Annotated in this window: 19 protein-coding genes; 6 read left to right on the forward strand and 13 right to left on the reverse strand. The window is 53.4% G+C overall.

Going from position 1 to position 21,300, the window contains the following annotated elements:
• Positions 1 to 112: 112 nt before the first annotated feature.
• From hemW to QWJ20_RS14175, 6 genes are all read right to left on the reverse strand, one after another.
• Positions 113 to 1,255, reverse strand: a complete 1,143-nt coding sequence (hemW, locus tag QWJ20_RS14150; RefSeq protein WP_433992790.1) for a radical SAM family heme chaperone HemW — start codon at positions 1,253 to 1,255, stop codon at positions 113 to 115.
• A complete protein-coding gene (locus QWJ20_RS14155; RefSeq protein ID WP_433992791.1) occupies positions 1,248 to 1,841 on the reverse strand; it encodes an XTP/dITP diphosphatase in 594 nt (197 codons plus the stop codon). The genes hemW and QWJ20_RS14155 overlap by 8 nt, the downstream gene beginning before the upstream one ends.
• Before the next feature lie 17 nt (positions 1,842 to 1,858).
• Entirely contained in the window at positions 1,859 to 2,149 is a 291-nt protein-coding gene (gene yggU / locus QWJ20_RS14160; protein ID WP_010279110.1) for a DUF167 family protein YggU, read from the reverse strand.
• Positions 2,146 to 2,700, reverse strand: a complete 555-nt coding sequence (locus tag QWJ20_RS14165; RefSeq protein ID WP_039486302.1) for a YggT family protein — start codon at positions 2,698 to 2,700, stop codon at positions 2,146 to 2,148. The genes yggU and QWJ20_RS14165 overlap by 4 nt, the downstream gene beginning before the upstream one ends.
• Positions 2,701 to 2,749: 49 nt before the next feature.
• Entirely contained in the window at positions 2,750 to 3,571 is an 822-nt protein-coding gene (proC, locus tag QWJ20_RS14170; protein ID WP_349718909.1) for a pyrroline-5-carboxylate reductase, read from the reverse strand.
• A gap of 75 nt (positions 3,572 to 3,646) precedes the next feature.
• Positions 3,647 to 4,360: a YggS family pyridoxal phosphate-dependent enzyme gene (locus QWJ20_RS14175; RefSeq protein ID WP_109412531.1), complete on the reverse strand. Its 714-nt coding sequence runs from the start codon at positions 4,358 to 4,360 to the stop codon at positions 3,647 to 3,649.
• 20 nt (positions 4,361 to 4,380) lie between these two features.
• Here QWJ20_RS14175 and QWJ20_RS14180 point away from each other — a divergent pair, with 20 nt between their 5' ends.
• Entirely contained in the window at positions 4,381 to 5,397 is a 1,017-nt protein-coding gene (locus tag QWJ20_RS14180; protein ID WP_433992792.1) for a type IV pilus twitching motility protein PilT, read from the forward strand.
• On the opposite strand, the gene QWJ20_RS14185 is transcribed toward QWJ20_RS14180, so the two are convergent.
• Both QWJ20_RS14185 and QWJ20_RS14190 read right to left on the reverse strand, forming a co-directional pair.
• The gene (locus QWJ20_RS14185; RefSeq protein WP_433992793.1) at positions 5,366 to 7,198 is read right to left on the reverse strand and encodes a sensor domain-containing diguanylate cyclase; all 1,833 of its coding nucleotides are present in this window, start codon (positions 7,196 to 7,198) and stop codon (positions 5,366 to 5,368) included. The two genes, QWJ20_RS14180 and QWJ20_RS14185, sit on opposite strands and share 32 nt — an antisense overlap.
• A 526-nt stretch (positions 7,199 to 7,724) precedes the next feature.
• Positions 7,725 to 9,296: a methyl-accepting chemotaxis protein gene (locus QWJ20_RS14190; RefSeq protein WP_095700493.1), complete on the reverse strand. Its 1,572-nt coding sequence runs from the start codon at positions 9,294 to 9,296 to the stop codon at positions 7,725 to 7,727.
• Between the two features lie 326 nt (positions 9,297 to 9,622).
• Between QWJ20_RS14190 and nsrR the strand changes: the two genes are divergently transcribed.
• The 3 genes from nsrR (at position 9,623) to rlmB (ending at position 13,363) form a co-directional block, all read left to right on the forward strand.
• Entirely contained in the window at positions 9,623 to 10,048 is a 426-nt protein-coding gene (gene nsrR, locus QWJ20_RS14195) for a nitric oxide-sensing transcriptional repressor NsrR (RefSeq protein ID WP_005974824.1), read from the forward strand.
• 41 nt (positions 10,049 to 10,089) lie between these two features.
• Positions 10,090 to 12,546 carry a ribonuclease R gene (gene rnr / locus QWJ20_RS14200; RefSeq protein ID WP_095992813.1) on the forward strand — a complete coding sequence of 819 codons (2,457 nt, stop codon included), beginning with the start codon at positions 10,090 to 10,092 and terminating at the stop codon, positions 12,544 to 12,546.
• Between the two features lie 85 nt (positions 12,547 to 12,631).
• Positions 12,632 to 13,363, forward strand: a complete 732-nt coding sequence (gene rlmB, locus QWJ20_RS14205; protein ID WP_109412526.1) for a 23S rRNA (guanosine(2251)-2'-O)-methyltransferase RlmB — start codon at positions 12,632 to 12,634, stop codon at positions 13,361 to 13,363.
• A 75-nt stretch (positions 13,364 to 13,438) separates the two neighbouring features.
• Here the strand turns inward: rlmB and QWJ20_RS14210 are convergent, their stop codons facing one another.
• Positions 13,439 to 14,974 (reverse strand): methyl-accepting chemotaxis protein, encoded by a 1,536-nt coding sequence (locus QWJ20_RS14210; RefSeq protein WP_249715832.1) that lies wholly within the window; start codon positions 14,972 to 14,974, stop codon positions 13,439 to 13,441.
• Between the two features lie 367 nt (positions 14,975 to 15,341).
• Here QWJ20_RS14210 and QWJ20_RS14215 point away from each other — a divergent pair, with 367 nt between their 5' ends.
• Positions 15,342 to 15,740, forward strand: coding sequence for a DUF350 domain-containing protein (locus QWJ20_RS14215; protein ID WP_174871046.1), 399 nt, complete (start codon positions 15,342 to 15,344; stop codon positions 15,738 to 15,740).
• Between the two features lie 91 nt (positions 15,741 to 15,831).
• Here QWJ20_RS14215 and bsmA read toward each other — a convergent pair whose 3' ends face one another.
• The 4 genes from bsmA to QWJ20_RS14235 all read right to left on the reverse strand — a co-directional run bounded on the left by bsmA (position 15,832) and on the right by QWJ20_RS14235 (position 20,173).
• A complete protein-coding gene (gene bsmA, locus QWJ20_RS14220; RefSeq protein ID WP_433992794.1) occupies positions 15,832 to 16,140 on the reverse strand; it encodes a biofilm peroxide resistance protein BsmA in 309 nt (102 codons plus the stop codon).
• A gap of 115 nt (positions 16,141 to 16,255) precedes the next feature.
• Positions 16,256 to 16,879: a peptide chain release factor H gene (prfH, locus tag QWJ20_RS14225; protein WP_433992795.1), complete on the reverse strand. Its 624-nt coding sequence runs from the start codon at positions 16,877 to 16,879 to the stop codon at positions 16,256 to 16,258.
• Positions 16,876 to 17,997, reverse strand: coding sequence for an RNA ligase RtcB family protein (locus QWJ20_RS14230; RefSeq protein ID WP_174868098.1), 1,122 nt, complete (start codon positions 17,995 to 17,997; stop codon positions 16,876 to 16,878). The genes prfH and QWJ20_RS14230 overlap by 4 nt, the downstream gene beginning before the upstream one ends.
• A 235-nt stretch (positions 17,998 to 18,232) precedes the next feature.
• Entirely contained in the window at positions 18,233 to 20,173 is a 1,941-nt protein-coding gene (locus QWJ20_RS14235) for a methyl-accepting chemotaxis protein (RefSeq protein WP_109412521.1), read from the reverse strand.
• A gap of 294 nt (positions 20,174 to 20,467) precedes the next feature.
• On the opposite strand from QWJ20_RS14235, the gene yjfP reads away from it, so the two are divergent.
• Positions 20,468 to 21,220 (forward strand): esterase, encoded by a 753-nt coding sequence (gene yjfP / locus QWJ20_RS14240; protein ID WP_433992796.1) that lies wholly within the window; start codon positions 20,468 to 20,470, stop codon positions 21,218 to 21,220.
• Positions 21,221 to 21,300: the final 80 nt, after the last annotated feature.

The following is a 21,300-nucleotide window of genomic DNA, read 5'->3' on the forward strand; positions in this document are numbered from 1 at the left end:
AGATGTCTCACAATGTCCTGCGACTGATGAAGGCATGGTAAGCATTGCAAAAGGAGAAATCGGGTGAGAAGTAATGGGCAGGTTTACCAGAGAAAACCTGCCCACGGAATGATTACTCTTCTTCCACCAGAAACAGCTCCAGCAGGGAATTCAGGAACAGTTTGCCGTGTTCGGTGATTTGCCAGTGCGTGGCGGTTTCCGTCAGGTAGCCTTGTGCCATTGCCTGATCCAACTGCGGGCGGATGCTGTGTTCTTCCAGACCAGTGTATGCCGTGAAATCTTCGCGCGGTGCGGCTTCCAGCAGGCGAAAGCGGTTCATGAAAAACTCAAAAGGCCGATCGTCGTTGGCGACGTCGTGTTGCTTATCCAGATACGTGCCCTGCATATAGCCACGCGGATGGCGGACTTTGACCGTGCGCAGAATACGGCCGTCGCTGAAAGTCAGCTTGCCGTGTGCCCCGCAGCCAATCCCCAAATAGTCACCGAAGCGCCAGTAGTTCAGGTTGTGTTGGCACTGGTAGCCCGGCTTGGCGTAGGCGGAGGTTTCATATTGCTGGTAACCCGCCGCGCTCAGTAACGCGTGACCCTGCTCGTAGATGTCCCACAGCGCGTCGTCGTCCGGCAGCGTCGGCGGGCGCGAGCTAAACAGCGTATTGGGTTCAATCGTCAGCTGATACCACGATAAATGCGGCGGATTGAGCGCAATGGCCTGACGCAGGTCGTCCAGCGCTTCGTCCAGCGATTGATCCGGCAAGCCGTGCATCAGATCCAGATTAAAGCTGCGTAATCCCAGAGCGGTCGCCAGGTGCGCAGCTCGCTTGGCCTCGTCCGGGCCGTGAATACGTCCGAGGCGCGTTAGCTTTTGCGGATCGAAACTCTGCACGCCGATGGAGATGCGGTTAATCCCCGCGCGCTGATAGCCGCTGAAACGGTCGGCTTCAACCGTTCCGGGATTGGCCTCCATCGTAATTTCGGCATCCGTTGTTAGCTGAATTCTCGCCCGCACGCCGTCGAGCAGCGCCTGCATCGCTTCCGCGCTCAGCAGGCTGGGCGTGCCGCCGCCGATAAAGATCGAGTGCAGTTCACGACCGCTTGCCAGTGGCAAATCGGCGTCCAGATCCGCCAGCAGGTGATCGACATATTCCTGATGCGGCACGTCGCCTTTCAGTGCGTGAGAGTTGAAGTCGCAGTACGGGCATTTTTGTACGCACCACGGAATATGAATGTACAGGCTGAGCGGGGGAAGCTTAAGCATTGCGTAGCGCATCCAGCAGCAGGCGCAGCGCCTGACCGCGGTGAGACTGCGCGTTCTTCTCTTCACGCGTCAGTTCCGCTGCCGTTTTACCCAACTCAGGCACGAAGAAGATCGGATCATAGCCGAAGCCGCCGCTGCCCGCCGCTTCATGCGTCAGCACACCCTGCCAGCAACCGTGGCAGACAATCGGCGTCGGGTCTTCCGCGTGGCGCAGATAAACCAGCACGCAGTGGAAGCTGGCGCGGCGCTGTTCGTCCGGTACGTCTTTTAGTGTCAGCAGCAGCTTATCCAGATTTTGCTGGTCGCTGGCATCCACACCCGCATAGCGCGCTGAGTAAATGCCCGGTGCACCGCCCAGTGCATCGACAGCCAGCCCGGAATCATCGGCAATCGCCGGCAGTCCCGTGATTTGTGCCGCATGACGTGCTTTCAGGATGGCATTTTCGATAAAGGTCAGGCCGGTTTCTTCGGCGGAATCCACGCCCAGCTCGGTTTGAGCCACAATATCCAGACCGAAATCGGCCAGCAAGCTGGCGAGCTCGCGCACTTTACCGGGGTTTCCGGTAGCCAAAACCACTTTTTGCATCGTCTTGTCCTGCGTATTTATTCAATGAAGTCCGCGACGTCAGCCGGGATGTGTTGCGGATGGGTAATTCTAATCTGTTTATGCCGCCCGAGTTCGCCTTTTTCAATCACGACCAGGCTCTTGGCGACCCGAAACTGTTTGGCGAGAAATTTGGTCAGATGGGCATTGGCCTGCCCATCCACCGGCGGTGCGGTAATGGCGACTTTCAGTTCGTCGCCATGCAAACCCACGATCTGATCTCGGCTGGCTTTCGGCTGAATATACAGCCGAATCACCAGCGCATCGCCGTGGCGGGTAATGGCACTCACAGCAGGAACCACAGCCCCGGGAACAGGTCCATGCCCAGATAGTTGAGCATATACAGAATCAGAATGACGGCCATCGCGGAGAAATCAATGCCGCCCATAACCGGAATAACGCGGCGGAGCGGTGCCATCAGCGGCTCGGTCAACTGGTGCAGCAGGAACTCGATTGGGCTACGGCCCTGACTGACCCAGCTCATGATAGAACGGATGATGATGACCCAGAAAACCAGATAGCCCGCGGATTTAATCAGCGAAATCAGCCCGACCAGCAGGTTCATTGGGCTAAGTGAAATCGCGCCAACCTGAATCAACAGCAGTAACGGATATTTGATCGTCGTGAGAATAAAGGCCAGTAGCAGCGAGGCGCTGTCAATCGGCCCTAACGACGGCAGAATGCGGCGCAGTGGCCCGACAATCGGCTGGGTGATTTTGACGACAAACTGCGACAGCGGGTTATAAAAATCGCTGCGTGACCACTGCATCCAGATGCGCAGCAGCAGGACCATTACATAGAGGTCGACCAGCGTTTTGACCAGAAAAGTCAGGGTGAGCATAAGTACGTCTTTTCCTTAATAAGATAAAGAATCGGGGAACCCGCTTTGGTTAAAAAAGCGTTTCCATTTCCTGTGCGCGAGCAATTGCCGCCTGCATGGCCTCGGCCACGGTTTGCGTCAACTGCTGTTCGTTAAACACCCGCAGGGCTTCTGCCGTGGTGCCGCCCTTGGAGGTGACATTCTCCCGCAGGGTCGACAGCGGCGTATCCGGGTTGGCTTCAACCAGCGCGGCAGCGCCGGACGCAGCCTGCTGCACCAACAGGCGGGCCGTTTCCTGGCTGAACCCCTGACGGATAGCTTCCTGCTGCATCGCTTCCATAAACAGGAAGAAATAGGCCGGTGCGCTGCCCGCTGCGGCGATCACGCCGTTAATGCCTGATTCGCTATCCACCCAGCAAATTTTACCGACGCTCTGCATCAGCTGTGCGGTGAAGTCTTTATCAGCCTGATTGACGGAGGCGGGGGCATACATTCCGCTCATGCCTTTACCGACCAGAGACGGCGTGTTTGGCATAATCCGTACGATATTCAGCGGTTCGCCCAGCAGCGCCTGAAAACGTGCGACGTTGATGCCTGCGGCAATCGACAGCACCAGCTTACCGCTGAAATTGACCTGTTCACGCAGCGGTTCGCAAACCGTTGCCATCATCTGCGGTTTGACGGCCAGCACAATGACGTCCGCTTCCTGAGCGCAGCGGACATTGTCCGCGCTGCTGATCACGCCATACTGTGCAGCCAGCGCATCGCGGTTCTTACCCGAAGGCGCGCAGACGCTGATGTGTTGAGCGGGATAACCGCCGTTGACCAATCCGGCGATAATGGCCTGCGCCATGTTTCCGGCACCAATAAACGCTATTTTACGTTGCTGCATCTGCATTATCGCTAATCACCTGTTCCGTTTGTATTCTGTCAAAGATGACGTGCCGCTCAGCGTGTACTCTGCTGTTTAGGCACCTTTTGCTGAATAGTCGCGCGCGCCAAAAATTGCCGTACCAATACGCACCAGCGTGCTGCCCGCGGTAATCGCTGCGCGCATGTCGTCCGTCATCCCCATAGAAAGTGTATCAATATGCGGATAATTTGCGGACAACGTTTGCAACAGTGCGGCCATTTGTTTGAAAACAGCCAACTGCTGCTCGTAATCGGTTTCCGGTGCCGGAATCGCCATCAGGCCACGCAGACGCAGGTTGGGCAGTGCGGCGACGCTGGCGGCAAGCTCTGCCAATTCAGCGACCATAATGCCTGATTTGCTCGGTTCGCTGCTGATATTAATCTGCAACAGAACGTTTAGCGGTGGCAAGGTAGCTGGGCGTTGTTCACTCAAACGCTGTGCGATACGCAGGCGATCCACGGTGTGAAACCAATCAAAATTCTCGGCCACCAGTCGACTTTTGTTTGACTGTAGCGGGCCGATAAAGTGCCACGCCAACGGCGTGTCCGGGTGGTTTTTCTGGAAATAATGGATCTTCTCCACGCCTTCCTGAACATAGTTCTCGCCAAACGCCCGTTGCCCTGCCGCAATAGCTTCTTCGATCGCGCTCACAGGTTTGGTTTTACTGACTGCAAGTAGCGTAATTTCTTCTGGTGCCCGCGCGCAATGCGCAGCGGCAGTGGCGATTTGCTGCCGGATGTCCTGTAGATTCTGCTGGATTGTCGTCATGGTTATTCAGGAGGTTATCTATGGAGTTGGATGAGTGGATGGCGCGTAGTGTAAAACATAATGCCTCGGATCTGCACCTTTGTAGCGGTCACCCGCCAGTGTTGCGTGTGGACGGGCGGCTACAGCCTGAAAATACCTTACCACGTTTAACGCCGGAACAGATGGCACAATGGTGCGATAGCTGGCTTGAACCCACTCAGAATGAGCAACTGCGGCAGAGTGGGCAGGTGGACGGCGCGTTAATGCTGCCCGATGGGCAACGCCTGCGGGTGAATGTGTTTCGCCAGCGGGAAGGGCTGTCTGCGGCGCTGCGTATTATCCCGTCCGCTCAACCTTCATTGGAAGCGCTACAGGCACCTCCCGTTCTATCGACGCTGCTGGAGAAGCCGAACGGACTGATCCTGATTACCGGTGCGACGGGGAGCGGTAAATCCACGACGCTGGCGGCCATGCTTGGGGCGTTAAACGACAGCAGCGATCGCCATGTGATTACGCTGGAGGATCCGATCGAGTTTATCCATGCCAGTCGACGCTGCCTGATTCAGCAGCGGGAGATTGGTGCACACAGTGCGTCGTTTGCACAGGCGCTACGGGCTGCATTACGGGAGGATCCCGATGTCATTCTGCTGGGAGAGCTGCGTGATACGGAGACGATTCGGTTGGCGCTGACGGCGGCGGAAACCGGTCATCTGGTGTTGTCGACGCTGCATACACGTAGTGCATCGCAGGCGGTCGACCGTTTGATTGATGTCTTTCCCGGTGAAGAGAAAGCCTATGTTCGCAGCCAGTTAGCCACCTGTTTGCAGGCGGTGGTGACGCAAAAATTATTGCCCGCTGCGCAAGGTGGGCGAATCGCACTGTATGAAGTGCTGACTGCCACAGCGGCAGTCAGTAACCTGATTCGGGAAGGGAAAACGCACCAGCTTCCCGGCCTGATTCAAACCGGAGCCGCTGCGGGAATGCAAACGTTCGAGCAAAGCTACCAGCAGCGCTGTCGGGATGGGCTTATTTCACACAGTTGCGACCTTGCCGTTTAGCTGAATAGAGCTTTTCATCGGCTAACTGAATCCAGTCCTCAACGGACGCAAGATCGGAACAGTAGGCGGCAATGCCCGCGCTAATCGTGAAACGCAGATTCTGGCGATCGTATTCCAGCGTATGTTGCTCAATCGCTTGTCGAATACGCTCAATCGTGACCACCGCCGTTTGGTAAGAGACATCTTTTAACAGAATGATGAACTCTTCTCCGCCGAGGCGGGCGACCAGATCTTCCTGACGGAGTGACATGCGCATGAGCATCGCCAGCTCTTTGAGGACGGCATCACCAGCCAGATGGCCGTATTGATCGTTAATGTTTTTGAATAAATCGATATCGATAATCGCCAGACAGCTTTTGTCCGTGTACTGGCTTTGCTGCTTGAGGAGAAAGAAAGCGCTGGCCTGCTCGAAGAAGCTGCTGCGATTCGGCAGTCCGGTAAGAAAATCATGCCCTGCGTTAAAGCGCAGAGACGCTTCTATCTGTGTACGTTCATCCTCAAGCGAACGCGCGTGAATAATGATGCCGAGCGTTTTCACCAGCGGTGCCAAGAGCTCGATCATCGTTTGATCGTAACCTTCCCGACGATTCGCCAGCGCGATCATCCCGATCGCTTTGCCGTTGTGGGTGATTGGAATCCCAAGCAGGGAATACAGCGCGGGATGGATAGGCGGGAGATCTCGGCCAGCCTTTTGCCTCAGTAGGTTATTGGTGCACACCACCGTATTGTGGGTCACCACGTGGCCAAACAGATTATCCAGCTTACGGAGCCTCAAGCCGCCGTGGGTTCTGCGCTGGTGCCTGTACCAGTTCAGGGTTTCGTCATCCCAGGCAAGGTTGGAGATCGCGGGAAGATAGAGCGACTGGCCGTCTTCATCTTCCTGCAATGTGGCAATGAAGCCGAAGGTGCTGTTGGTGACGCTCAGTAGCCGCTCAAAGACTTTATCGCAGGCGGAAGGCAGATTGTGGTCGAGCAGAAAGCTGTCGTGGACTGACAGCAGGATATCGAGAATGATGCCTTGCTGATGGGCTTTCTTTTCGGTTTCGACGTTTTGCGTGATGTTGTGAGCATATTTAATGATTTTTCTCACATTACCGTCGCTATCCATAACTGGGCTGTAAGTCGCCTGTATCCAGAATGAGTGGTTGTCTTTGCCCAGTCGGTGGAAACGGCCGCTGATGGGATGACCGCGATGCAAGGTTTCCCAGAATGTTTGGTAGTCGGCTTGTTCGGTATAGATGGGATCGCACAGCGATTTGTGATGCAGGCCGAGAATTTCTTTCTCTTCGTAGCCCGTCAGCATCAGGTAGTGTTTATTGGCGTGGGTGATATAGCCGTCTTTATCAAACTCGATCACGCCTTGCGAATTCTCAATCGCGTCTAGCTGTGCCCGGTGATCCGACATCAGACGCTTTTCCTGCGTAATATCAAGCGCCAATTTTATGACGCCAACACGGCGACCCGAATGATCAATAATGGGCGTATAGGCGGCGTGGAGCCAAATAATGTCTCCTTTTTGGGTTTTCCGTTGGAATTCCCCTGTGTTGATATTCCCTTTAATCACATCGTGCCAGAAATGATCGTGTTTTTGGCGCTGCGCTTCTGGCATAAAAAGCGTGTGGCTTTTCTGAATAATGTCTTCTTTTTTATAGCCCAGCATTTTGCAAAAAAGAGGATTGGCTTCAATCAGTTTCCCTGCCAGGTCGAATTCGGCGATGGCATAAACGGAATTGAATGCGTGCAGTTTGGCTTCATTGTCAAACCTGGTAATCAAATCAACATCAACTGACTGATTATTCATGTTTATATTTGCCTATATTCTTTCTGTCTTTACCCTTGATTCGCAGTTGTCAGAGGCATCCGTTTTATCATGATGCCATCTGTGATGTTATCGGGTGATTGGCAGTCCCCTTTTTTGTACGCGAAAACCAATGGGTCGAATTAATAAAATAGCGCGCTATTAATTAAATTAATAAATATTATATCGAGACATAATTAATAGACTAAAACGCATGGTGAATATTACCAATAAGAGATGTCTCTCATTGTCTTTTTATTCAATGCATTGCCGTAATTTATTTTTCCGCTTTCACGCAGAAACTCTATTTATACGCTCATGTGTAAAAACAGAGAATAGCGGTAAAAAAATAATACTCAAATTATCTGAAAGTATACCTATGAAATAGGTGTATCGGGAGGGAAAAGGGTTCCTGCCTTCTCTCATTATTTATTCGATTTTTTAGGGAATAGGCGAAAGCGGAGCTATCTGCGGGGGATGCCTGTAGTCAACGCTGGGCTGACTACAGGCGGTGCAATATACCCGTAGATTAGGAAAGGCGAGGATCGACCTGAAACAGCGCCATGGACCGCATCAACTGCTGAGACTGCTGCTCCAGCGACTGCGTCGTCGCCGATGAGGCTTTGACGAGCTGCGCGTTGTGTTGAGCGACCTTATCGATCTGTGTGAAGGCGACGTTAACCTGCTCAATACCGCGATGCTGTTCTTGCGTTGCAGTGGAAATGTCTCGCATCAGCTGTGTAATACGGATGATTTCGTCGGTCACTTCATCCATGGTTTCACCTGCTTTAGAGGCTAATTCAAGCCCTTCGGACACGCGTGTCTGGGAATCTAAAATCAATGCGCGGATCTCTTTCGCCGCCTGTGCGCTATGCTGCGCCAGATTACGCACTTCTCCGGCGACGACGGCAAAGCCTCTACCTTGTTCGCCTGCGCGCGCGGACTCGACGGAGGCATTCAGAGCAAGAATGTTGGTCTGAAACGCGATGCCGTCAATGACACTGAGAATGTCATTGATGCGCTTGGCGCTGGTGGCGATCTCCTGCATTTTTTCAATGACGTAACAGACAGACTCGTTGCTGCGGCTGCTGGTGTTCGAGACGTTATTGGCGAGCTGATGCGCGAGTTCCGCGTGATCGGCATTGAGTTTCACCGTCGCGCTCAATTGCTCCATGCTCGCTGCCGTCTGTTCCAGCGCGGCAACGGATTCCTCAGTACGTTGGGACAGCTGAGCGTTTTCTTCAAACAGTTCGCGGCTACCGAGATCGATTTGCGTGCTGGCATCGCGCACCTGACTGACCGACTCCAGCAGCGCACCCTGCATGCGACCGATAGCATCATTGAGCCGACCCAGCTCGTTGTCTCCGCCTTGAATCAGGCGGCGCGTCAGATTACCGCCAGCAACCTGCTCCAACTGCTCAATCGCATAGTCCAGCGGTTTGAGCAGCATGTGCCGTAGCGCGACCCAGGCTAATGCCACCAGCGTGATAGACAACAGGCTGGCAATAGCAATGAGCAGCAGCATAACGCGTTCATTGCTCTCGGACTGTGCCAGACCCTGTTCGGAAAGTTGCTGAGCATACTGACGGAAATTCTGGATCGACAAATCAAAGGCTTCACTCAGCGGGCCGAGCTGTTTTTCCAGAACTTCATAATATTCGTCGGTATACTGTTTTTGCAGTGCACTCAGCATCGGGGTCATACCCTGCTGAAAATAAGCCTGATAGGTTTTCAACACGTCCTGCGCCAGCGCCTGCTGTTTGGGATCGGCATTGGCCGATTTGATCACGCGTTCAATGTCTTCCTGCGATTGGTGAAGATGTTTCTCTACGACTCCGGTTTCCTTGGCACCGTCGTCCAGCAGGCCGATCTCGATTTTCCTGACGGCGAGCGTTGCCGAGGCTCTCGCGCTGAGCGTCTGGTTATAGCCGCTCATCAGGTTACCCAGCTCAATGCCCTGAATCTGGTTTTGTGCTGTCAGCGTTTCCCTGTCTTTCTTAATGGCAACCACGCCCATGCTGCTGACGATAAGCAGCAACAGGGTCGTTAGCAGCAATAACGTTAATAAGCCGGTACGAATAGAAATATTTTTCAACCCCATGGTGTCCTTTTCCTTACGCCGCCTTCGTGGGTGATAACCCAGTCATCATTGGATGTGGTGTGTGCAACGGAAGAGAATACGTTATCTGTGTTGCGGTGAGATAAAATTAAAAAGCTATGGCAGGTGTAAAAAGGGGCGGGCAAGAAGGGCATAAGCGAGAGCTTCCCGTAACACAGGCTTCTCTCACACGGGTTTCTCGCAACGCAAAGGGTATAAATAATTAGCCGTAGCGTTTACGCCTGGTTTATTATCTGTTAATAGCGTTGGTTTTTCAGGGGCGTACTCAATACGCCAGTTAATGATACCCAGAGGTATCCGAGGTTTATGTGCAGTTAACAAGTTTTACGGATTATGGTTTGCGGGCGCTGATTTACATGGCATCGCTGCCGAGCGGGAAAATGACCAGCATTTCGGAAGTAACGGAAGTGTATGGCGTGTCCCGTAATCATATGGTCAAAATTATCAATCAACTTAGTCGTGCTGGGTTGGTGATGGCCGTGCGCGGCAAGAATGGCGGTATCCGTCTTGGAAAACCGGCAGAAACCATCCGAATTGGCGATGTCGTGCGCGAATTGGAACCACTGACGCTGGTTAACTGTAGCCATGAATTTTGCCACATTACGCCAGCCTGTCGCTTAAAGCAGGTGCTTCAACAAGCGGTACAAAATTTCCTGCATGAGCTGGATCAATACACGCTGGCTGATATGGTCAAAGAAAACCCGCCGCTTTATAAATTATTGTTGGTTGAATGAGTTTTGTTCAGCCTCCTGCTGATGACAACGGAGGAACCGCAATGTCACAAGATCCATTCCTGGAACGAGAAGCAGAAAAATACGAATCCCCCATCCCCAGTCGTGAATATATTTTGGCGCACATCGCCAAGCGCGATACCCCGATTAGCCGGGAAGAATTAGCCACCGACCTGCAATTAACCGGAGAAGAAGCGCTCGAAGCGCTGCGCCGTCGCCTGCGTGCGATGGAGCGTGATGGTCAGCTTATCTTTACCCGCCGCCAGTGCTATGCGTTGCCGGAAAAGCTCGATCTGCTGCGCGGTACGGTCATTGGTCACCGCGATGGTTTTGGCTTCCTGCGCGTGGAAGGCCGTAAAGACGATCTTTATCTGTCGGCTGAAGAGATGAAACGGACGATTCACGGCGATGTTGCGTTGGCACAGCCGCTGGGTGCGGATCGTAAAGGACGCCGTGAAGGGCGTATTGTACGCGTGCTGGAACCGCGTACCGGGCAAATTGTCGGCCGCTATTTTGTCGATGCCGGTGTCGGGTTCGTCGTACCGGATGACAGCCGACTGAGCTTCGATATTCTGATCCCGAAAGAAGAAATTAACGGCGCTCGTATGGGCTTCGTGGTGGTGGTTGAGCTGACGCAACGCGCCACGCGCCGCACGAAAGCGGTGGGTAAGATCGTCGAGATCCTCGGTGACAACATGGGCACCGGGCTGGCGGTAGATATCGCTCTGCGTACCCATGATATTCCGCACACCTGGCCGCCTAAAGTGGAAGAACAGGTAAAGGATCTGTCCGAAGAAGTGCCGGAAGCCGCGAAAAAAGGCCGTGTGGATCTGCGTAAGCTGCCGCTGGTCACGATTGACGGCGAAGATGCTCGCGATTTCGATGACGCGGTGCACTGTGAGCCGAAACGCGGCGGTGGCTGGCGCTTATGGGTTGCGATTGCGGACGTGAGCTATTACGTTCGGCCGAATACGCCACTCGACCATGAAGCGCGGGCGCGTGGCACCTCGGTGTACTTCCCGTCGCAGGTGGTACCGATGCTGCCAGAAGTGCTGTCGAACGGACTCTGTTCGCTTAACCCGCAGGTTGATCGCCTGTGTATGGTCTGTGAAATGACCGTTTCGGCGCAGGGTAAGCTGTCGTCCTATAAGTTCTATGAAGCAGTGATGAGTTCACATGCGCGCCTGACCTACACCAAAGTGTGGAATATTCTGCAAGGCGACGCCGAACTGCGCGAGCACTACAAGCCGCTGGTCGGTGGGTTGGAAGAGCTGCACCGCATGTACAAGGCGCTTGAGCACGCGCGTGAAGTGCGTGGCGGCATCGCATTTGAAACGGAAGAGGCGAAGTTCATTTTCAACGCTGAACGCCGTATCGATCGTGTGGAAGCGGTGGTGCGTAACGATGCGCACAAACTGATCGAAGAGTGCATGATTCTGGCGAATATCTCTGCCGCGAAATTTGTGGAGAAAAACGAAGAGCCAGCGCTGTTCCGCGTGCACGATCAGCCGAGTGAAGACCATGTCTTAGCCCTGCGTAGCGTGTTGGGCGAACTGGGGCTGACGCTGAAAGGCGGCATGAAGCCACAGCCGAAAGATTACGCAGAATTGATGAATGAGTTGGCTGACCGTCCCGATCGGGAAATGCTGCAAACGATGCTGCTGCGCTCAATGAAGCAGGCGATTTATGACCCTGAGAACCGCGGCCACTTCGGTCTGGCATTAACGTCTTACGGCCATTTCACGTCACCGATTCGTCGTTATCCAGACCTGTCGTTGCACCGCGCCATTAAGTATCTGCTAAGCGATCGTCATGAGCGCTGGACGTCAACGGGCGGCTGGCATAGCGACATGAATGAAATGCTACAGCTGGGCATGCATTGCTCGATGACGGAGCGCCGTGCGGATGAAGCCACGCGTGATGTGGCGGACTGGCTGAAATGCGACTTTATGCAGGATCACGTGGGTGAGGTCTTTACGGGGATTATCGCCAGTGTGACCGGTTTTGGCTTCTTCGTACGCCTGAAAGATCTGTTTATCGATGGGCTGGTGCACGTTTCCACGCTGGATAATGATTACTACCGCTACGATAATATTGGCCAGCGGCTGATCGGCGAATCGCGCGGGCAGGTTTATCGTCTGGGTGATGAAGTCGAAATTCGTGTTGAAGCGGTTCATATGGATGAGCGCAACATTGATTTTGCGTTGATCTCCAGCACGCGCAAGGTACGTGGCGAAGGGAAAACGGCACGCGATCGTGTGAAGAAACCGGAGTCGCGTGAGGCCAAGCCTGCTCGACGTCGTCGCAGCGCGAGCAAAGCGCCGGCAAACTTTGAGCCGGATGCCGCCTTCCGCAAAGAAGGCGATAGCAACGCGAAATCGGATAAGCCAAAAGCCAAGCCGAAAAAGAACCGCGATAAAGCGAAAAAGAACGCGGAAAAAACGCGTAAAATCGCCGCCGCGACGAAAGCTAAACGAGCAAAGAAGAAATCTGAGGAATAACGAATGGCTTGACGTTGTAGAGACTTCGGTCTCTACAACCCGCAAGACTAATGTTATCTCGCTTTACACAATTTGAAGAGTATCAATGAGCGAAATTATTTACGGTATCCACGCGGTTAAGGCACTGCTTGAGCGCGATCCACAGCGTTTTCTGGAAGTCTTTATTCTGAAAGGACGCGACGATCGTCGCCTTCAGTCCGTGATTGCGGAGCTGGAAGCGCAGGGCATCGTCATTCAAGTGGCGAATCGCCAATGGCTGGATAAGCAGGCTGAAGACGCGGTGCATCAGGGGATCGTAGCGAAAGTCAAAGAAGGGCGGAAATATCAGGAAAACGATCTGCCTGCGATGTTAGACAATCTGGAAACGCCTTTCCTGCTGATATTGGACGGTGTGACCGATCCACATAATCTGGGCGCTTGCCTGCGTAATGCGGATGGGGCGGGCGTGCATGCGGTGATTGTGCCACGCGATCGTTCTGCGCAGCTTAATGCGACGGTGAAGAAGGTGGCCTGTGGTGCGGCGGAAACCGTACCGGTTATCAGCGTGACCAATCTTGCCCGTACAATGCGCCTGTTGCAGGAACGTAATATCTGGATCGTCGGCACGGCGGGTGAAGCGGATCATACGCTGTACCAAAGCAAGCTGACCGGGCCGCTGGCGCTGGTGATGGGTGCGGAAGGGGAAGGTATGCGTCGTTTGACTCGTGAACACTGCGATGAATTGATCAGTATTCCGATGGCGGGCAGCGTGTCTTCACTGAATGTGTCGGTTGCGACAGGCGTGTGTCTGTTTGAAGCCGTTCGCCAGCGCGCATAATTGCTGTAGCTATCAATCATAACGAGGTGTCATCAGGCACCTCGTTGATTTTTTGGTTGGTGTTCTAAATCGTGCTTATGCTGCAGGGCTCGCCAGTCTGCGAACGTCTTGCTGCGAAGGCTGTAAAAGCCGGAAAACAGACACCGCATCAGACAGCACGATCGCCTGCTGCTCCAGCGACTGAGCGGCAGATGAGGATTGCTCCACCAGCACGGTGTTTTGCTGTGTGTTCTGATCCATTTCTATAATAGCCTGACCGACCTGAGAAATGCCGCGATGCTGTTCGTCAGAAGCGGTAGTAATGTCTTTCATGATGTCGTGGACCTGCGTCACTGACTGGACAATCCCTTCCATCGTTTTCCCCGCGCCGTTAACGAGTGCTGCACCGTTATTAATCTGCGAAACCGACTCGGCAATCAGTGTATCGATCTCTTTGGCTGCCTGTGCGCTGCGCTGTGCCAGACTACGCACTTCGCTGGCGACGACGGCGAAGCCACGACCTTGTTCACCGGCTCGCGCAGCCTCTACCGCGGCATTCAGCGCCAGGATATTGGTTTGAAACGCGATGCTGTTGATCATTGAGGTAATTTCAGCGATGCGGTGGGAGCTTTGCGCGATATCGTGCATGGTGCTGACGGCTTTAGAAACCTGTTCTCCCCCTTGATTCGCGGTATCGGAGGCATCCATAACCAGTCGGTTGGCCTGATGGGCGTTATCAGCATTCTGTTTCACCGTTGACGTCAACTGCTCCATACTGGCGGCGGTTTCTTCAAGCGCAGCAGCTTGTTGCGTTGTGCGAGAAGAGAGGTCGGTATTACCGGCAGAAATTTCCCCTGCGGCATAGGAAATCTGGTTCGCGCTGAGGCGAATTTTATCAATCATGCTGTGCAGATTGCTGTTCATCTGCCCCATGGCTGAAATCAACTGGCCTAATTCATCATGACGATCGTTGTGAAGCTGCACGGTGAGATCGCCTTCCGCAATCGCACGGGTAGCGTGTAACGCCTGATGCAGCGGGCGTACGATCTGCCGTGAGATAACAATGGCAGTGGTCAGGCCGAGTATGATGGCAATCAGCGTAATCACGCCCAGCTGTATGTCGCTGCTAATGACGTTACGGCCCGCGCGGCTCTCTTCCGTGAAGTAAAGTTTGTTGATGTTTTCCTGCAGCACCGCCATCTGCTCGTTCAATTCACTGAGCCGCTGTTGGCTCACATCCGGGCTCATAACCTGCTGGCGCTGTGAAATATAAGCGCTGAGTGACGCATTGATATCCTGAATGGAACTTTTGTCTTCCGCTGGCCAATGGCCCGTGTCGATCGCTTTCAGCAACGCGGACAGCTCTTCCTTAATGTTACCGATCGCACTGTCGTGCTGTTCCAGATATTGTGCTTTACGCTCCAGCGCATAACCAAAGTTGCCTTCCCGCGCGACCACCGTCTTGTCATACATGGCACCAAGACGGCTGATGCGTTTTAACGATTGGTCGCTATTGTGTAATCCGTAAAAGCCGACCATGGAAAGTATGACTCCCATGACGAGCAATAAACCAAACCCTACCAATAACTTTCGCGTTACAGACAGGTTTTGAAATGACATCCAGCGCAGCATAAACCTCTTCCTTTCGTTCATTAATTATTTACCGTCATCGCAGGTCAATAACGGATTAGTTGTTGTTGTGTGTTTGCATAAAAAGCAGGTGATGAAGGTGAAACAGGCACTATCTAACTGATAAAAAATACCTTATCTGTTATCGGCATTTCAGGCGCAATGCTTATCCGTTTTCTTAAAAAATGTGAGGAGACTCGTGCGGATATGAAGGCTAGGTTGATAAAGCGTTCCGCTGGGGATTCCTGCGTTGTTTATCACGTAAAGTCATGTATAAACACTTTGCTATGCAAGAATCATCTATATTCTTCATGCTTCCTCTTATTTATTGCTGATGCGCCAACGGGGCTCATTTAAAAGGAATATCGCTATGCCTATTGTTACGTCGCTACTCGCTTTCGCCTCCTATTTCTTTATCGGGTTTGCCATGGTGCTGGCCTTTCTGTTTATCTACACCCGCATCACGTCGCATGATGAGTGGGCGCTGATTAAAGAAAACAACGGTACGGCTGCTATTGGGTTCGGTGGGGCGTTAATTGGCTATGTGATCCCGCTTTCCAGTGCGGCGATTAATTCGGTGAGTCTGGTGGATTACATCACCTGGGGCGCAGTCGCGCTGGTGGTGCAGTTACTGATTTATTTCGCTGTGCGCCTGTATATGCCGCGCCTCAGCCAGCATATCCAGAATAACGATATCGCCACCGGTGCCTTTTTCTGTGCCGCCTCGCTTAGCGGCGGGATTCTGAATGCGGCGTGTATGTCGTATTAATTTGCTGTTGCATGACAATACCGGGAATCTGCCCGGTATTGTTTGGCGGACATCTTTGCCTGCCAGCCTTGTTTACCGCGTGCCCGTATATTCAGCGGTATAGCACGGCGCGCGCGAACCACATGCCGGGGAGCGTAGCGGCCTCGGATTTCAGCACAATCACATAATAATGCGCGCCGGAGGCATCGGCTTTCTGTTGAAGGGCGTGATCCACATCATCAGCATTTCCGCGCATGTTAACCGAAATCGTCCCCATTTTTTCCAGCTTGCTAGTTTGTGCGTAGCGAATTTCGAGCGCGTTCTCCGCAGGCGGCGGTGGCGCGACAGGCTTACCTTGGATGATCTGGCAGCCGGACAGCATCAGTATTAAGGGTAAGAAAAGTATCCGCACGATGTTCATCGTTTCAGCCTGACAGGGGTAGATAGCGGGAGTGTAGCGCCATCATCGGGTCGATGGCATTCTCTTTAAGCGGGAAAATGACAGGCGGGCAACGAGTGCCGCCTGTGAGTTAAGGTTAGCGCGACGTGACCAGCGCAAAGTCTGCGCCTTTGAAGACTTTTACTGGATTGCCGCGTTCGATCTGGTGGTGAAAGAGACGCCGCTGTGCCCGTAGTTCAGCATGCTGCTGTTGTTGTAACGCTTCCAGACGATAGGCGATGAGATAACAGGCCAGACGCTTGTTAGCGTGCTGGCTGCGTTCACTCTGTACCTTCACCGTGATACCGCTGGCGACATGGGTGGCGCGGACGGCAGACTCGGTTTTATTCACATGCTGCCCACCGGGACCAGAGGATTTGGTGGCTTCAAAGCGAATCTCGTTATCGGCAAATGCCTGTTCCTGATGAAAGCGTGCGACGCCGATAAACCAGTTTTTGCGTCCGCCACCCTTACGCCACGGGCTATTGCACGTCCACTGGAGTGTACCGCACCAGTTGGCAGCCAGCGTTTCCGCCAGTTCACCGTTTAACAGAACCAGTGCGGAACGTAGTGTGCCAGCGCGTTTCCCTGCTTCGGTTTCGATGATTTCACAATCGACGCCTTGCCGTGCGGCATCTCGCGTCAGAGCCTGCAAAGCCTTTGCGGTTGCCAGCATGCATTCGTCCGGCCCCTGCGCGGCGGAGAGTTGAAGCAATATCATTTATCCTCCCCGCGCGTTTTGTAGGTGAGTACCGGTTTCAGGCGGGCAATCAGCGTGATTAATCCCGCCTGCTGCATCGCACCGATCACACTGTCTATTGGCTTGTAGGCTTCCGGTGCTTCCTGAAAAATCAACTGCCTGTCCTGACAAATCACGCGGCTGCCGAAGCGGGTACGCGCGAGTTGTTGGACGCTGTAACGTGAAGACAGCCGATCTTTACACTCCGTGCGCATCCACTTCCTGCCCGCGCCATGTGCCAGCGAATACAGGCTGTCGGCGTGAGGAATAGGTTGCACGATATAACTGTAGTCGCCGCGCGAGCCGGGAATGATGACCGGGCCACAGTCGGCGGGTGTCGCGCCTTTGCGGTGCAGCCAGCCGGAAATGCCCTCAATCGTTGCAGGTGTCACCAGATTGTGGTTCACATCCAGTGCGGCATCGCCTTCCGTATGCCAACGTTCCAGCATTCGCTGTGCGATCAGTCGCCGATTGTGGGTGGCAAACGTCAGTGCGAACTGGTGCTGTTCCAGATAGGACTCCGCGGCGGGCGTGTTGGCTTCAAGCCCCTGATGGCCGAATTCCCGCACGTGAGCTTCCAGTATGGTTTGCCCTAATCCGCGTGAGCCGCTGTGGACGAGCAACAGCAGCTGTTTAGGATCAAGGTGCAGAGCATGCAGCGTATCTGGCTGATAGATCTCATCAAGCTGCTGCAATTCCGCAAAGTGATTACCGCCGCCGATGGTGCCCAGCGAATAGCGGAAATCCGCCAGCGATGCGGGAATCTCGATATCGTCTTCCAGTGGCCCATCGATATTACCCAGCCGTTTCTCCAGCTTATCCAGCGAAATTTTGTTGGCATTCAGGCTCGTGCGCCAGAGCGCCATGCCGCAGCCGATGTCGTTTCCGACCAGCGCCGGATAGAAACGCTGCTGTGAAAAAAAGGCGGCACCGATAGGGTAACCCCGGCCTGGATGCAAATCTGGCATGCCGGCCACGCGAACCATATCGGGAAGTTGTGATGTAATTTGAAGCTGTTGGATTGCTTTATCTTCAATCCAGGTATTTTCCGTCGCGATCACACTGACGCGCGCCGAAATAGAGCGAATAGCATTGCCCATAGATCATCCTGCTGATCAATTTAAAAATAGGGTAAGGCAGGCTACAGCTGGGGGGATAACGCAAAGCGGAAAAGAATGCGGAATTAGTCCCGAGATGTCCTGCAAAGAATCAGAGTAAGTGTTGTCATGATGTCGTCTCCTTTGTCAGTTGGGGGGATGGGTGAAAAAACGTCGGCATAATACGCAAGTGGCGGCCATCGTGCAATACCCACAACACGATGACCGTGACGGACGGTTAAATACGGAAGACGCTGACCAGCTCGCTGAGGTGGTGGCCTTTCTGGCGCAGGTTATGCGCGGTGTCTTCCGAATTGTTGACCAGAATGGCGTTTTCCTGCGTTGCCTGACCAATCTGAACAATCGCAATGTTCACCTGACTGATACCGGCGGACTGCTCGCGTGAGGCGATATCGATATCGTTCACGATGGTGCTGACTTGCAAGATGCGGTTACGCAAGTCGTCCATTACCGCCTGCGTTTTTTCTGAGAAATGATAACCCGCTTCGATTTTCTCCAGTGATTCATCAATCAGGGTTTCAATCTCTTTCACCGCAGTAGAACTGCGCTGTGCCAGCGCCCGCACTTCAGCAGCAACCACGGCGAAGCCTCTACCGTGCTCACCCGCACGAGCGGCTTCGACTGCGGCATTCAGCGCCAGAATATTGGTCTGGAAAGCGATAGATTCGATCACGGTCGTGATATCAGCAATCCGCTGCGATGAGTTCTTGATGTCGCTCATCGTAGAAACGGAGTCGGTGACGGTCTGGCTGCCGTTGCGTGCTGCTGCGGCACTCTGCTCTGCCAAATCTTTGGCGGCGGAGACGTTATCGGCATTCTGCTTCACGCTGGCGGAGAGTTGCTCCATGCTGGCAGACGTCTCTTCGACGCTGCTGGCCTGACGGGCAATCTGCTCGCTGATGTTTTCGCTATCGGCAGCCAGCGCATCGGTGCTGGCACTGATTTCTTCGGACGAATTTCTCACCTGCGACACGATGGTCGTTAGCCCTTGCCCGATGCCGTTAATGGCATCGATCAGGCGGCCAACTTCATCATAACGGTTGCTTGAAAGCGTCGCGGTCAGGTTACCGGCAGAGAACTGTTCCGCCACTTTGACGATTTCAACCAGCGGCTGGCTCAACCATTTGCGCGTCAGGACGACAAAGAATCCAGCGAAGAGCAGAACCAGAATAATGCCGCCGCCCAAAAACAAGTTACGGGTGTGATTAATTTCTGCCATTAGGCTTTCTTTGCTCACCGTGCCTGCAACAATCCAGTGCCACTGCGGAATACTGCGGTACACCATGATTCGGGTTTTTTCTTCGCCCGTCATCGTGTTGTTGTCGTATTCGATCGTACCATTACCGGTTGCCAGCACGTTCTCTAACGCACCTTCTGACCAGTCAGGACGCTGATTGGCATTGCTTTGGTGGTAAAGATAGTTGCCCGCATCCTTTCCTTTTTTCGTGCTAAGTACAAAGAAATGGCCGGTTTCACCCATTTTCTTGTTCAGAATCGTTTGCTGCATCTCGGTAAATTGCTTCGTGATGTCGACACCGACGAACAGAATACCGATCACCTTGTTTTCACTATCGCGTATCGGTTGATACTGGGTGATGTATTGTTTGCCGAACAGCGTGGCTAACCCACTGTAGGTGTCACCTTTCATCACGGGCGCATAGGCCGGGCTTTCACGATCGAGCTTGGTGCCCATCGCACGCGATCCATCTTCTTTTTTCAGCGACGTGGTAACGCGCGTAAAATCCTCTCCATCGCGGACAAAAATCGTTGAAATCGCGTGGGTACGGCTCAGAAAGTCGTCCGGGACTTCAGTATTGAGGTTCAATACCGTATCGCCAGCTTTAAGCGTTGGGTGAGAGGTGTTGCCAAAAGGCGTGCGGTTAACGGTATCCAGTGAAAACCGCGTCGGCAGAAAGCTCGCCAGCAGCCGCGTATAGTTGCTGACCTCGGCTTGTAGGCTGGTATCGTACATGTTGATCATGTCGGTGACACCATTCACCTGGCTCTGCATATCGTTAAGGGTCAGGGTCTTGAGCTGATTGCCTGCTGATCGGGTGAGGGATAGGGTGAATGCAATGAAAAGTATCGCCACGCTCAGTGAAGCGATGACTGATAGCTTGATACCCAGGCCCCAGTGTTTAAAAGAAAGTCCCAACATATGTGTGTCTCTTATAATAAAAAAGGTTATTTTTTAGTCTTGCTTCACATGCGTTAACGGCAGTAAGTGAAAAAAAATTAATCACGGAGTGTAAACATTCATTTCAGTTATTGATCTGGATCAATGTGATTTTTTTATTTACATAAATACGCCGATTAAATCAGCACGGAATCAATGACGACACGGAGATAAGAAAATGGCTGTGAGTGGGTTATCGTAGAAGGTCATCCCCTTTCTGCTAAATACGATTTCGCTACATAAGCATAGGCTGACAGAACAGAAAACGAGGGAAATATGGTCGAAATGTCACTGGATAAACTCGGTAGCGGTATTGAAACGATTCACGCGGCACCAGCGGGAAGGAGAGAGCAGCCCCTTCCGACGATTTTTTTCTTTCATGGTTACACTTCATCAAAAGAGGTGTACTCATATTTTGGCTATGCGTTGGCTCAGGCCGGGTTTCGGGTGATTTTGGCCGATGCGGCCATGCACGGTGCGCGCTATGACGGAGATGACGCACGGCGGTTGCACCACTTCTGGGATATTCTGCAAACGAATATTGAAGAACTCCCCGGCTATGTGGTGGAATATCGGCAGCGTGGCCTGATTGATGGCGAGCGGATTGGCGTTTGCGGCGCGTCGCTTGGTGGAATGAGTGCGCTTGGGTGTATGGCGCGTTATCCGTGGATTACCGCGGTGGCGGCGTTTATGGGATCGGGCTATTTCTCTACGCTATCGTCTGCGCTGTTTCCTCCTGTTCCGGCCGATAGTGAGGAAAATCAAGCGGTGTTGCAGACGTTAGCGAGCAAACTGGCTGATTATGATGTCGCTACGCGTCTGGACGCGTTGTCCGAACGTCCGCTGCTGGTGTGGCACGGTGAAGCGGATGATGTCGTGCCGGCGGCAGAAAGCGCACGTCTTTATCAGGCATTACAGGCGCGCGATAAGCTGGCTAATCTGACGTATTTGACCGAGCCGGGCGTGGGGCATCGCATTACGCCAACGGCGCTGCAGGCGGGCGCTGATTTCTTCCGGCGGACGCTGTAATCCTGCCCCGATGGCTTAAATATTGCCACGCAGAAAACTCCTGTGTTTCCTCCTTGTGTTCTTTAATGTCGGGCACTATA

Source organism: Pectobacterium sp. S5 (genome assembly GCF_051707265.1).
GTDB lineage: Bacteria > Pseudomonadota > Gammaproteobacteria > Enterobacterales > Enterobacteriaceae > Pectobacterium > Pectobacterium polare.

Coding starts and splice junctions, on each gene's coding strand:
- hemW (WP_433992790.1), bottom strand. CDS start 1,255: ATGCTTAAGCTTCCCCCGCTCAGCCTGTACATTCATATTCCGTGGTGC.
- QWJ20_RS14180 (WP_433992792.1), top strand. CDS start 4,381: ATGGAGTTGGATGAGTGGATGGCGCGTAGTGTAAAACATAATGCCTCG.
- QWJ20_RS14215 (WP_174871046.1), top strand. CDS start 15,342: ATGCCTATTGTTACGTCGCTACTCGCTTTCGCCTCCTATTTCTTTATC.
- QWJ20_RS14190 (WP_095700493.1), bottom strand. CDS start 9,296: ATGGGGTTGAAAAATATTTCTATTCGTACCGGCTTATTAACGTTATTG.
- rnr (WP_095992813.1), top strand. CDS start 10,090: ATGTCACAAGATCCATTCCTGGAACGAGAAGCAGAAAAATACGAATCC.
- QWJ20_RS14165 (WP_039486302.1), bottom strand. CDS start 2,700: ATGCTCACCCTGACTTTTCTGGTCAAAACGCTGGTCGACCTCTATGTA.
- yjfP (WP_433992796.1), top strand. CDS start 20,468: ATGGTCGAAATGTCACTGGATAAACTCGGTAGCGGTATTGAAACGATT.
- QWJ20_RS14155 (WP_433992791.1), bottom strand. CDS start 1,841: ATGCAAAAAGTGGTTTTGGCTACCGGAAACCCCGGTAAAGTGCGCGAG.
- prfH (WP_433992795.1), bottom strand. CDS start 16,879: ATGATATTGCTTCAACTCTCCGCCGCGCAGGGGCCGGACGAATGCATG.
- proC (WP_349718909.1), bottom strand. CDS start 3,571: ATGCAGCAACGTAAAATAGCGTTTATTGGTGCCGGAAACATGGCGCAG.
- rlmB (WP_109412526.1), top strand. CDS start 12,632: ATGAGCGAAATTATTTACGGTATCCACGCGGTTAAGGCACTGCTTGAG.
- QWJ20_RS14230 (WP_174868098.1), bottom strand. CDS start 17,997: ATGGGCAATGCTATTCGCTCTATTTCGGCGCGCGTCAGTGTGATCGCG.
- QWJ20_RS14185 (WP_433992793.1), bottom strand. CDS start 7,198: ATGAATAATCAGTCAGTTGATGTTGATTTGATTACCAGGTTTGACAAT.
- QWJ20_RS14210 (WP_249715832.1), bottom strand. CDS start 14,974: ATGCTGCGCTGGATGTCATTTCAAAACCTGTCTGTAACGCGAAAGTTA.
- QWJ20_RS14235 (WP_109412521.1), bottom strand. CDS start 20,173: ATGTTGGGACTTTCTTTTAAACACTGGGGCCTGGGTATCAAGCTATCA.
- QWJ20_RS14175 (WP_109412531.1), bottom strand. CDS start 4,360: ATGACGACAATCCAGCAGAATCTACAGGACATCCGGCAGCAAATCGCC.
- bsmA (WP_433992794.1), bottom strand. CDS start 16,140: ATGAACATCGTGCGGATACTTTTCTTACCCTTAATACTGATGCTGTCC.